At 38.0% G+C, this 12403-nt stretch carries 16 protein-coding genes; 1 reads left to right on the top strand and 15 read right to left on the bottom strand.

Annotation, left to right across the window (positions count from 1 at the left end):
* Positions 1-294 precede the first annotated feature (294 nt).
* The 15 genes from DSM106972_RS43500 to DSM106972_RS43570 form a co-directional block, all read right to left on the bottom strand.
* A complete protein-coding gene (locus tag DSM106972_RS43500) occupies positions 295-549 on the bottom strand; it encodes a FitA-like ribbon-helix-helix domain-containing protein (protein ID WP_127086552.1) in 255 nt (84 codons plus the stop codon).
* Positions 550-555: 6 nt separating this feature from the next.
* Positions 556-1095, bottom strand: a complete 540-nt coding sequence (locus DSM106972_RS43505; protein ID WP_127086553.1) for a hypothetical protein — start codon at positions 1093-1095, stop codon at positions 556-558.
* Positions 1092-1586 (bottom strand): DUF4365 domain-containing protein, encoded by a 495-nt coding sequence (locus DSM106972_RS43510; RefSeq protein WP_127086554.1) that lies wholly within the window; start codon positions 1584-1586, stop codon positions 1092-1094. The genes DSM106972_RS43505 and DSM106972_RS43510 overlap by 4 nt, the downstream gene beginning before the upstream one ends.
* Before the next feature lie 99 nt (positions 1587-1685).
* Complete coding sequence (locus DSM106972_RS43515) at positions 1686-2501, bottom strand: DUF3891 family protein (protein WP_325052272.1); 816 nt, start codon at positions 2499-2501, stop codon at positions 1686-1688.
* A gap of 133 nt (positions 2502-2634) precedes the next feature.
* Positions 2635-3189, bottom strand: coding sequence for a Uma2 family endonuclease (locus DSM106972_RS43520; protein ID WP_127086555.1), 555 nt, complete (start codon positions 3187-3189; stop codon positions 2635-2637).
* Between the two features lie 108 nt (positions 3190-3297).
* Positions 3298-4482, bottom strand: a complete 1185-nt coding sequence (locus tag DSM106972_RS43525; protein WP_127086556.1) for an AAA family ATPase — start codon at positions 4480-4482, stop codon at positions 3298-3300.
* A gap of 349 nt (positions 4483-4831) precedes the next feature.
* Positions 4832-5317 carry a hypothetical protein gene (locus DSM106972_RS43530; RefSeq protein ID WP_127086557.1) on the bottom strand — a complete coding sequence of 162 codons (486 nt, stop codon included), beginning with the start codon at positions 5315-5317 and terminating at the stop codon, positions 4832-4834.
* 467 nt (positions 5318-5784) lie between these two features.
* Entirely contained in the window at positions 5785-6735 is a 951-nt protein-coding gene (locus DSM106972_RS43535; protein WP_127086558.1) for a methylenetetrahydrofolate reductase, read from the bottom strand.
* A 48-nt stretch (positions 6736-6783) separates the two neighbouring features.
* Positions 6784-7791: a tryptophan--tRNA ligase gene (gene trpS / locus DSM106972_RS43540; protein ID WP_127086559.1), complete on the bottom strand. Its 1008-nt coding sequence runs from the start codon at positions 7789-7791 to the stop codon at positions 6784-6786.
* A gap of 142 nt (positions 7792-7933) precedes the next feature.
* On the bottom strand, positions 7934-8344 hold the full coding sequence (locus tag DSM106972_RS43545) for a type II toxin-antitoxin system VapC family toxin (RefSeq protein ID WP_127086560.1): 411 nt from the start codon (positions 8342-8344) through the stop codon (positions 7934-7936).
* Positions 8341-8571 (bottom strand): AbrB/MazE/SpoVT family DNA-binding domain-containing protein, encoded by a 231-nt coding sequence (locus DSM106972_RS43550; RefSeq protein WP_127086561.1) that lies wholly within the window; start codon positions 8569-8571, stop codon positions 8341-8343. Before DSM106972_RS43550 ends, DSM106972_RS43545 begins: the two co-directional genes overlap by 4 nt.
* Positions 8572-8664: 93 nt before the next feature.
* Positions 8665-9216: a DUF1543 domain-containing protein gene (locus DSM106972_RS43555; RefSeq protein ID WP_127086562.1), complete on the bottom strand. Its 552-nt coding sequence runs from the start codon at positions 9214-9216 to the stop codon at positions 8665-8667.
* 54 nt (positions 9217-9270) lie between these two features.
* Positions 9271-9609 carry a type II toxin-antitoxin system RelE/ParE family toxin gene (locus DSM106972_RS43560; RefSeq protein ID WP_127086563.1) on the bottom strand — a complete coding sequence of 113 codons (339 nt, stop codon included), beginning with the start codon at positions 9607-9609 and terminating at the stop codon, positions 9271-9273.
* On the bottom strand, positions 9593-9883 hold the full coding sequence (locus tag DSM106972_RS43565) for a type II toxin-antitoxin system Phd/YefM family antitoxin (protein ID WP_127086564.1): 291 nt from the start codon (positions 9881-9883) through the stop codon (positions 9593-9595). The genes DSM106972_RS43560 and DSM106972_RS43565 overlap by 17 nt, the downstream gene beginning before the upstream one ends.
* 464 nt (positions 9884-10347) lie before the next feature.
* Complete coding sequence (locus DSM106972_RS43570; protein WP_127086565.1) at positions 10348-11295, bottom strand: L-lactate dehydrogenase; 948 nt, start codon at positions 11293-11295, stop codon at positions 10348-10350.
* A 136-nt stretch (positions 11296-11431) separates the two neighbouring features.
* On the opposite strand from DSM106972_RS43570, the gene pip reads away from it, so the two are divergent.
* Entirely contained in the window at positions 11432-12379 is a 948-nt protein-coding gene (gene pip, locus DSM106972_RS43575) for a prolyl aminopeptidase (RefSeq protein WP_127086566.1), read from the top strand.
* Positions 12380-12403: the final 24 nt, after the last annotated feature.

The following is a 12403-nucleotide window of genomic DNA, read 5'->3' on the forward strand; positions in this document are numbered from 1 at the left end:
CTAGACTACTTCTTAAGTCTAGTCTAAAATGTACAACATGTCTAGCATGTCTGATGATTTTTTGTCCTATCTTTTACTCTTTCAGCTATCTATACTCCAAACTAGAAAAATCTAAACTTCTGTCATGCTGAGGAACGAAGCATCTAAAAGTCATGCTGAGGTACAAAGCATCTAAAAGCCATGCTGAGGTACAAAGCATCTAAAAGTCATGCTGAGGAACGTTAACGCAGTTTTCCCGAAGGGTAGCATCTAAAAGTCATGGAGATAGAATTTTCTGTGATTGAAACATATCAACTATCGCTCTCTATCCTCACGAATAAGTTCACTGCTATCACTAAAACTTTTGCCAACATATCTAGCTTGTGAACGAGCTACTGTTTCTCTGACTTTCACCATGTTACCACTTGTGTGATATTGTACTGCCGTTTCTGCTGCTTGTTTTAAAATATGCTTCAATTGCTCTTGCAAAGACCTACCATTCTGTTGAGCAAGTGCTTTCAACTTTTCTATCACATCAGGGTCTAAATTTTCGATTATTAATTGAGCCATAATTTTTCAAATATTATCTAATTCAAATTTTTGTAATTTATTTAAAGTAAAAACATTATCTACTTTGCTCAAATCGCCAATACATAAAACTGGTAAACGTTCTTGATAAGCAATAATTGCTATAATATATTCATCATCTGCAAGCGAAACATTAATCTTCCTTAGCTTGTCAAAAACAATACCAAATAATGTTATTTTACCACTCATTTTGTTATTATGCTTCTCAACATGCGTGACGAATCCCTGAATTTTTATATTATTCGCATTAGTAATTAATTCCCCTAATATTTCAATTTGCGAACGATTTTCTACTTCTTCTAAAATCTTCAACGCATCACTAATGCGTGCGGCATAGTCAACCCAATCTGGCTTTAAAGGTAATAGTATTTCAAATTCATAAAATCCATCTTTTTTTAATCTCCACACACCTGCGGCGCCATCTAAAATTCGAGCAGTTTCTCGCCAACCAGCAGTTTCTAAGTGAGCTTCTAATATATGAGGCTCTACAGTTCTGAGGACACTGCTATCTCGGACAGTAACTTTCATAGTAAACCTCTGAAACTAATACGTTCAATAATATCTTGCAGAGCTTCTACAGTAAACAGATTGCTACGTGGTATTTCAATTGTAACTTTGTTTGTATTTTTTGTTTCTGGCATACCTCGTAATGATATCCAGTAAGCACAATATCGAAGACACAGTTCCTCTTCGCTTTGTTGTATCCATTCTGACAACTCATCTGGCACTACAACAATAATTAATATTCGTGGGACAAAAGCATTTTTTATTAAATCTTTATAGTTTTTGATAGTAATAGGGTATTTAAGACTGTTACTACCTAAGATGTCCCTAGAAGTACATTTTAATTGTAATTCTAGTCGTGGAGAGGAAAGCGGCCCTGTCCCGTCTCTACCAACAATTCCTAAGTCCACACTATCATCGTCAATTTCCGGTTTGTAAAAAGAATAACCAGCTAAAGCCGCTATTGCACGAACGTAGGCAACACTAAATTGTTCTTTTCTTTGATTGATATACACTTAAATGCGTTATTGTCTTGGCTCGTAGGTCAAAATTACTATACCAGCGATATTAACTGAAGTTTACAGTATTTATTTTTAATATTAGTTGTATAAAATTTAAAGTGGTTTCAATACAGTGCTTAAAGTTATCCAGCAATTACTGTTTAGATAATCTTGCATAGCTGCTTCGTCGTCAAAGGTGTGCGGTAAAAGTCTTCCTTCATAAACAAGTTTGACTTCGCTTTGCTGAAATGGCCAAGGGGATACTGCTATATGATTACAATTGCCTTTCGTTTCTAGCAAGGTTAATTCGAGTGTAGTTTCTCCATCACTTGTTGGAACTTTTGTTACTTCCTCTTTCTCAGTAAATCCTTGACATAGAATTATTGAGAGACTATCCCAAGTTGCTACGAGTTGTTGGTTGCGTTTGATAATGGACGGCGCTGCATATGGTGCGAAATATTCATCTTGATTAAGAATATTGATAATTTGCTCTTGAAATGCTACCTCTTTATTAAGAAAATCTTGCACTATAGTTTTTGCTTCTTTTGAGTTTCGCCAGTTACTAAACCTTTCATACAACCCTGTACCATGCAACGAGACAAGTAATGCTGCGTATCTCCCAAACGGAAGTGCAAGCTGTTTTGCACTCGACCAGATATCTATGTGTACTTGTGTTGGTAACTGTGTAAATTTATGAGGATAGCCAGTTTCAGGGTTTAGCGTCGGCTTTTGCTCCCATTTAACCCAACCAATATCATGTAGAGAGGCGCCTAGACAAACTTCATCGAAAGGAGCAAAGTTACCAAATTGTTCATTACTCCAAGCGCGCGCTAATTCTCCCGCAATAATAGCGTGATGAGGTTGAGTAATACAAACTAAGCCTTGTTCTGTAAAGCGATGCAACATGAGAAACACCAAACGACTTCCCATTTTTAAGATAGATGTAACGAGAAAGTAAGTTTTATAGCTGAAGGAAGAGAAGGTATCTAGCAATAGATGATTCTAACTTTCGTCGTATCGTAGCTTAATATACGTTTAAAGTTTTTCTTTTGTTAATTCAAATTTAAATATTTAGCCAGCTAAAAATTTGTTCGACGGTTAGAGATAGGTCAATATTACTAATTGCAGGCAGTATATCAGTTCTTTCTAGTAGCTCAACACGTTGGTTAGGATGTACAACCAAAATGCCGTCTTCATCTGGAAGAATTAACCACCCTAGTTCTGTACCATTTTTACTGCAATGCAGCAGGTTACGGAGAACTTTAGTTTGGCTCTGCTCTGGTGAAAGAATTTCTATTGCCCAGTCAGGATGACTTTCAAAGCGGTTGGCAATTCTCCCAGACTCAGTTCTGGGTATGCGTTCCCATCGAAATACAGCAACATCGGGAACTACAGTGGCGCCGCCAAATGTACAGCGCAGTTCGGGTAATGCTAGGGCAACTTTTTGAGGTTCTGTAACTTCATTAATAGTCGAGACAAGTTTACCTTGAAGTCGGCTATGTTCTCCTTGTGGCATCGGTTTTTGATTAATTTCTCCATTTATGTACTCGGAAGCAGGTTCGGTTTCGGGTAATTGTAGGAATTCGTCTAAGGTAATGTGTTTGACTGCTATAGTCATGATGGTTTTCGCTTTTATCTCCTATATTAATTTTACCTGTTATATCAAATGCGTGTACATAGCAATTATTTCTCTGTGTCAATAGCGTCTGTGTGGTTTTAATAATTTTTAATGTCCTGCTGGTTTTAACAAAACCACGAGGTTCTTTTCCAACTCGTCAAAAAAACCGTCCGGCCATCGGTCAATTCTACCGTTTCTATCAATACTTGGTGAAATTACTTCTGTTACAACTTTGTCTTTTGTTTCACGACGTTGAAAGTAGTTTAATTGCACATCATCTGGTTTAATTAAACCCCCGTGGACTGATAGACGAATACCATTTAAAATGTGGTCGCTATGTGTCTCAATAACTACTTGAATTCCACTGCTTGCTGCAAGTGCTATTAACTTACCGATTTTAGTTTGTCCGCTAGGATGTAAGTGTGCCTCTGGATGTTCGATAATAATCAACGAACCTGGAGGAGACGCAAGTAGCGCAACTACAATTGGCAAAGTGGAAGAAATGCCAAATCCTACATTTGTAGAGTGATATTTTTTGCTGTTATGATTTTTTATTTCAAACGAATATTGTGGACTGCTTGAATCAATATCTTCATTTGAGGTAATACAAATTTTATTTCCGGAACTTATTTCGCTTATCCATGCTCCTACTTGGTCTTTCAAACAAATTGATTTTGCCTGTGGATGAGATAATTTGTTCAGAGTGCTTTGCTCAGAATATTCACAAGCGATATTAACTTCTTGTAAATAATTTTTTCGCTCAAGACTTACTGTATTAATATCCCAGTCTCCAAATACACTTAAAAAATGTGCTGTATACTCACCTTTTGTTCCAATTTGAAAATCTTGGCGCACTACAGAATCATGAACGTTGAAGGAACTTATCCTTTCTGCTTGGAGATAGTGAAAAGAACTACCGAATAGACAAAATTTATCTATTTCTGAAATCGCAGGCGCTATTTTAGTTTCTAAAACATTGGCTTCTAAATCATATGCAAAACGCCATTGCCACCTTTTTTCTTGATTATGATTAAAAATTTCAAATTCAATAAATTTGTCTTTTGCTCCTTCAAAAAATATATCTTGGAGTGTTTCTAGATATACTAAATCACCATTTAATGCTAAACGCTCACTTAAAACTCCTTGTAGATACGATTGTCTTAATAATAACAACGATTTTAATGACGAGGATTTACCTGTATTATTAAATCCTGACACTAAAGTCAGTGGACAAAACTTTAAAAGCTGTTCTTCAAAAACTGTGAAATTTCTTAATAATAAAGAATGTATCATAAAAAACTCCGCACGTAATTTATTCTATAAGCTACATAGCTACTATTTGTTGTATGTTTATAAAACTTGAGGTATAGTTGACTCTTATTTATTAAATTGTTGTTGTAATTATAGCGTGTGGGTAGTTATATAAAGTCATAAAGGTAGCTATTTTATGATATACAGCATTTTCAAAATACATGAATAAGAAAAAAATTACCTTCATTAAAAATAAAATCAAGTAATATTACGCAAGTAAATTATTACCCTTGACTCGAATTCTTTAGCGTTACATGCTGCTTTGCGACATTTAAACTTACAGCAACATTGTGTAATAAATAATCTTCACTTACTTATTTAGGAAACAAGATTATTGAATTTTGAGACCGATATAACCGATTACTAGCTTCCCAGGCCCGAATTCTGTAGAAAAATAGAGACGCCAAGCTCCTGGTGTCATTCGCACATGTAAGCTGAAGTTTCGATTTACGCCATCAGGACATCTAAAGGTTAGCTGCGATTGAAAGCGTTTTAACCTCGACTCACTTTCTGGAGATGCTTTACAAGAAAGCGTATCAAAATCGAAGGCGCCTTCTGTCCAACTTTTGCACGATTTCTCTAGTGCGAACAATCGGTTTACAACCTGCCTTAATAAAGGATTACCAGTGTTAAAGCTTTGCAATTGCTGTCTTACACTATCACAAAAAGTTAAAGATGGAAATAATTCTTCTCTGCGGTTCCAAAGCTCTATTCCATCTTGCACACCAGTTCTTAGACGTTCCTGTATCCAAGAGATATGCCCCTGCACATGCTCTTTACTGCTAGCATGAATAATTATTATTGTATCAGAACTCAAGTCATCATCTTCAAGCCAAGTTCTTGTACTAACAGTCTTTTGTTATACTACATCAGCTAGCAACCGTTGATACATGGTTAATACTACTAAATGTTGATCTACGAAACACTGCCTCCTGTTTGTGTACTATGCGCCTCTAATGGTAAATGGATACTATCAAATTTTATATATAGAGCTTTAGTACTACAAGTTATAAACTCAGCATTTTTAGACGATTTGAACTAGAAAATCGCAAGATATTCAGATTCTGCAATCGATGAGAGTGCTTAAAAAGTGATTAACTTAGATACCAATACTGCCAAAGTGTTGAACCAAAAGGGGATCAACTGCAATACCGACAAAATTACAACTTATTAAGGGATTCCCAAATAAAAAAATCTCCACTCATTTCTTGTGGGATGGGCGTCCTCGCTCGCCCGTCTTAAACTCAGAGCGGGCAAGGATGCCCACCCCACAAGATGATTAATTTACTTCGCTACAACCATACTTACTGGTTTAACCCCTGCCATATCTAAGATTGGCGCGATTAAATCTTCGCGTTTGACTGCCATCATATGCACGCCTTGGCAGAGTTGCCGCGCGATTTGCACTTGTTCAGCAGCAATTTTTACTCCCTCGGATAAGGGGTCTTTGGCTTGCGCTAATCTATCGATAATATGCTGGGGTATATTTACTCCTGGTACTACCCGGTTGATGAATTCGGCGTTTTTGGCTGATTTCAACAGGAATATTCCGGCGAGTATGGGTTTATTACACCCAGCGGCTATGGTATCCATAAATTTTTCCAATCTTTCAAAATCAGTTATTAGCTGACTTTGGAAAAATTGGGCGCCTGCTTCTACTTTTTTCTCAAACCGACTTTGCAACCCCGACCAACTTTTACATTGCGGGTCAACTGCGGCGCCTACAAATAAGTCTAACGCCCCATCGGTCAGGGGTTTATCGTTATAATCTACTCCTAAATTGAGTTTTTGAATAACTTGCAACAAACGCACAGCTTCGAGGTCGAAGACGGCTTTACAATCGGGGTGGTCGCCTGCTTTTACAGGGTCGCCTGTTAAAGCTAGGATATTTTGAATTCCTAATGCATGGGCGCCCATCAAATCAGCTTGTAATCCAATACGGTTCCTGTCCCGACATGCAAATTGACATATCGGCTCGATACCGTTTTGAAGTAAAATTGCTGACGCCACTAGCGGAGACATACGTAACACAGCACGGCTACCATCGGTAATATTGACGGCATGAACCCTCCCCTTAAGGGTCGCCGCCATTTGGAGCATGTGTTGCGGATTACCTCCTTTCGGTGGGCAAACCTCTGCTGTTACTAGAAACTCGCCGTTCCTAGCAGCAGCACGAAATGAACTGACTTTTACTGGAGTAATTGGTGTTAGTGTATCAAGCATAACAATGAGCATTTTCACTCTAAGTACAGCTGTAACACAACTTGACCCCAAGTGGAAAGCTCATTGTGGCAGAGAATACCCCATTGCTGTTTTTACGTCTTTTAAAGTCTGGTTTGCAACAACTTCGGCTTTTTGGCGCCCTTCACGCAGTACCGACTCCAAATAACCTTTATCTGCCATGACTTCCGCGTATTTATCTTGAATTGGTTTTAGAGCATTTATCGTTGTTTCGGTCAGTAACTTCTTGAAATCTCCCCATCCCATATCCGCACATTCTGCTGCTACGTCTTCTTTTGCCTTACCCGACAACAACATATATATTGTCAGCAAATTCTGACATTCGGGGCGCGCAGGGTCATCAAACACAATACCGCGTATCGGGTCTGTTTTACACCGTTTAATTTTCTTGGTAATTTCATCGGGTGAGTCAAGTAAATTAATACGACTACCTTCCGCAGGGTCTGACTTCGACATTTTTTTAGTGCCGTCAGTGAGACTCATTATACGGGCGCCGTCTTTACGAATCATTGGTTCAGGAGACTTTAATACCTTTTTGCCCTTGCCAAATAGATGGTTGAACCTGTCAGTAATATCGCGCGTTAATTCGAGGTGTTGCTTTTGGTCTTCACCCACAGGTACTTTATCAGCGTTGTACAACAAAATATCCGCAGCCATCAACACAGGATAGTCGAGCAACCCAACACCAACGTTTTCCCCTTGCTTAACAGCTTTTTCCTTGAACTGAATCATATCTGTAAGCCAGTTCATGGGTGTAATACAGTTAAGTAGCCAAGCTAGTTCGCTGTGGGCAGAAACATGCGACTGCACAAAAATATTGGAGTACTGTAAATCAATACCACACGCCAAATACAACGCTGCAATAGTATATGTATCGCTTGCCAGCGTTGCCGGGTTGTGAGGTGCAGTAATAGCGTGCAAGTCCACCACGCAAAAATAATTATCGAACTGGTCTTGAATCTCCACCCAATTACGAATGGCGCCGAAATAGTTACCTAAATGCAAGTTACCAGTTGGTTGAACTCCAGAAAGAATACGTTGCCTGCCCATAGCCTTTAGTTTAATGATTTAGCTATTATAAAGAGACATTTATAACGTTGCCGTTACAAAGCAAATATAATTTTGGCATTAAAGGGGCGCCTTAATCTAACAACACCTTTTCTGTGGTACTTAAGTATTACTCCAGTCATATTTAAGATTCGGGAACTATAAGTTCTAAGTTTGGAAAGTAAGTACGGTAGCGATTAACATCTCTGGTTAAAAGCATCATATTTTTGACTGCTGCATGGGCACCGATGTAAAAGTCTGGTAAAGGAGACTGCTTTGTTCCGCCTTTTTTACGATAGTTAATAAAACATTTTCCTGCTAAAAAAGCTGCTTCCCAAGGTAAATTCAAACGTTGAAAAATATTGATAGGCAAAACAGCTTCTAGTTCTTCTATTTTTTCAAACCCGGTTGACACTTCAGCATAAATAATGGGATTTATATTAAGCTGAGTTAACTGTGCATATTCAGCTAGTTTATTTGCTGACCAATCAAACCAATTTGGGTCTTCAGTGACAATATCGAGAATAACGTTGCTGTCAACCAGTATTTTTTTCATTCCTCTCCTCTAGTTAGTGACATAATTTCAGAGGTAGTCATTTTTACTGTTGCTTTACCTCGCATCATGTCTACTAGTTTTTCGCCAGCGGTAAGATTTGAATTAGCTTTTTTTAAGTAGACCACATCTCCAATAAGTTCAAATTCGACTTCAGTGTTGGGTAAAAGCCCTAATTTATCTCGTATTTCAGCGGGAATAGTTACTTGTCCTTCAGGTGTAATTTTCATATTTTTGCATTTAAGTAAGGAATTTTGTCTCAATAGTACTATATAGTATACAGTTTATTTAGTTTAGCAGTAAAACTGCTTGTTATTGAGAAACTACGATAACTTAATATATTCACATTTTGGAGGAAATTCTTCTTTAATATCTGTAGGAGTAAATGTAAGTTTCCATTTATCAACATTGTTTATTTCAATACAATCATCAACATCCGCAATACTATCTTCAATTACAATAGTATCATCATGATGACGCTGTTTTAGCTTTAAACAAAGTTGTTTTCTTGCTTTTGCCTGAGCTTCTTTTTTGCTACTTGCTACATAAAACCCTGACTGATGTACTTCCCCAAAAAAGTTAGGCTCATAGGCGCCGAAGTTGATAAAATACAATTTCAAAGCACTCTCAGCTAAATCACTTTCATTACTTAACGCATCCGCAGGTAAAACATCTATTTGATAGCCATCTACATAATTCAATTCAACCCAAGCATCGACATGTAAAGCCTTACGAATGCCAAACCACTTTTTCTCGAGTATCGGGAATGTTGAGTGTAAGTCGGCGCCAACTGCAAATACAACATCATGTACCTCAATATTACAACCCTTGGCATGACCACCCAAGTATACAGCAAATAGCTTGATTGATGTCATTATTCTCGTTCCCTAATATATTGAGGTAGCTCTTGCCCTGCAAGATACAAGTTTTTATAAGAAGTCATCCTCCTCCAATACTTCCTCACTTGTTAAAGGAGCTTGCGAGCTATGACGTACATGAAGCACAAACACTGTATCCTCGCGAATGGTGAATAAAATTCTGTACTTGTTTCTTGATTTACCGTTTTGAAGCTGGCGAATTTCCGAAGCAAGAGCATCATTTTCAGGAGCTAGGGCGCAACGTCGGGGTTTTTCTTGCAAACTGGCAATAGTATTCATCAGTCCGCGAAACCACTTATCCGCATAGTCTGGGTTACGCTCGTTCAGCCAAGAATAAGCTGTGTCAATTTCTGTTCTAGCAGTTTGAGTGACCTTAACTTGAAATGCCATATTTTTTCCGCATTTCTTGCTCAAATTCGCTTAGAGAAATTGTTCTACCCGCTTCTACATCCTCCAAACCCTGCTTTATTCCTGCAATCGTTTCTAGCCTTTCCAAGGTATCAAGCAGCTTTTGGTAAGATTGTGCATCCTGAACTACAAGTTCGGCTTTACCGTTAACTGTTAGTACTACAGGATTTCCGCTCTGCTTCATTTGCTCTATAAATTCTAAGGTGTTGCGCTTAAAGCTTGAAAGTGAATGAATATCTCGACCAATGTTTAGCATAAGATAAAGATAGCATTAAATTTGCACTTAATTTAATGCTACCTCAAAAGTCCTATTCGGTACAAGTATTCCGTTTATATTGAGGATGGGTTGTGTAAAATCGCAATCTTATATAATTAGGACTTCCAATGAAGAAGCTTTTTGTTAAGTAATTTCGACAGATTAAATGTTTGTACTTGTTACATATCAAGTTTTTTTGAGCTTTTTAACCTTAAGTATTACTACGTAATTTAATTTTTAGTGAAATAATTTATACTAAAAATGGGCAACCTTAAATAAGTATTGATACTTCAGGTTGCAAGCATATGCCGCTAGACTATGTGAATACATGCGGAGATGAAAAGCCTTAAAAACCATGCTTTTTCCTCCCTGCTACCCCTGCCACCCCTGCTACAAGAGCTTTTTAAGACTTATGTGTACACGGTAGCCCTTATTAAGGGGGGGTTGGGGGGGATCAAAACCAATTACATCACAGACTCATAAGCTTCATTCAATTTTTCTGCTGAATGTTCAAGCCCGCTTTGTTCTTCTTCACTTAATGGTATATGTAACTTGCGCTCGATACCTTTTTTACCAATAATACACGGAAGACCCAAAACTACTTCCTCACCTATTTTATATTCAGAATCTGCTTTTACTGACACAGTAAATATTTGTTTCTCATCCCGCAGAACAGTATCAACTAGTTGAGCGGCTACAGTAGAGATACCGTGACTAGTACCACCTTTGCGTTCTCCTATCGCATACGCACGCTTACGGGTGTTCTCAACATATTCAGATTTTATTTTATCTAAAGACGTACCTTGGGGAAGTGAAAACTTTTCTAAAGGAATGGCGCCAATTAGTGCATTTGACCAAACAATAACTGAAGTATCACCATGTTCACCAATAACATATATATTAGCATCTTGTTTACTAATATTAATTAACTTACCTAGCTGATAACGTACTCGTGCAGTATCTAAAACTGTTCCTGAACCAATTATTAAGTTTTCTGGTCGAGTTGAAGTTTTGATAGCAATCCTTGTTAGTACATCAACTGGGTTGCTAATTATAATTAAAATCGCATCCGGCGCCACTCGGTCAAGTTCTTTAATCGTCGAGCGCATAATATCAGCATTATCACTCAATAACTCTAAACGACTTTGACCTTCTGAAGCCTGGGCGCCAATTGTGATAACAATAACATCACAATCAGCAAAATCTTCGTATTTATCTGTAGGTAATATATCGCATTCTTCGAGTAAAGGAATTGCGTCTTCAATATCCCACGCTTCGCCTTCTGCTTTATCTTTTGTGCGGTTATATAATACAACCGATACACATACACCCATCATAACTAAAGCATTTGCAACAGCGGCGCCAACACGACCGGCACCAACTACACCAACTTTGGATAATTTGCTATTCATTTCTCACGAGTGCCCGCACTTGATTTTCTTTTAAAGAATAATTGACGCGCAATGGGTTATTTCTGTATCTGTGGTTTGAAGTTTCTCTCGTTATAGGGTAAAAATTATTTATTAATTGTTAAATATAATCCTAACTATGCGCGAATTATACCCACACCGAGAACCTTTAAACGAGGGTAAATTAAAAGTTTCTGATTTACATACAATTCATTATGAGGAATCTGGTAATCTTCAAGGTAAACCAGTAGTACTGCTACACGGTGGGCCAGGTGGTGGGTGTCCTCCTTTCTATCGTCAGTTCTTCAACCCGGAAAAATGGCGCCTAATAATGTTCGACCAGCGAGGATGCGGAAAAAGTACACCTCATGCTGAACTACGGGAAAATACAACATGGGAGTTAGTTGCTGATATTGAAAAACTACGCGAACACTTAAATATAGATAAATGGGTAGTTTTTGGTGGCAGTTGGGGAAGTACATTATCACTAGCTTACAGTCAAACTCATCCCGAACACTGTAAAGGGTTAATATTACGTGGTATTTTCATGCTACGGAAAAAGGAAATAGACTGGTTTTACCAAGAAGGCGCCAGTAATATTTTCCCAGATGCATGGGAAGAATATTTAAAACCTATCCCACCTGAAGAAAGACACGATATGCTCACAGCATATTACAAACGCTTAACAAGCGATGATATGAAAGTAAGACTCTCTGCAGCGCGCGCATGGTCAATATGGGAAGCAAGTACAAGCAGATTATTTATAGATAAAAACTTAATGCAGACCTTTGGCGAAAGTGAATTTGCCGATGCATTTGCACGTATCGAATGCCATTACTTTATCAACAAAGGCTTCTTTGAACACGACGACCAACTACTAAGAAACGTAGACCGCATTCGTAATATTCCCGCTGTAATAGTCCAAGGTAGATATGACGTAGTGTGTCCAATGATATCAGCATGGGAACTACACAAAGCATGGCAAGAAGCTGAATTAATAGTAGTACCAGATGCTGGACACTCAATGAGCGAACCAGGAATTGCCAGCGCTTTAATAGGCGCCACAGATAAATTTAGCGAACTCTAATCTGTAACGTATATATAATCTTCG

It is taken from the genome of Dulcicalothrix desertica PCC 7102, assembly GCF_003991905.1.
Classification (GTDB): Bacteria; Cyanobacteriota; Cyanobacteriia; order Cyanobacteriales; family Nostocaceae; genus Dulcicalothrix; species Dulcicalothrix desertica.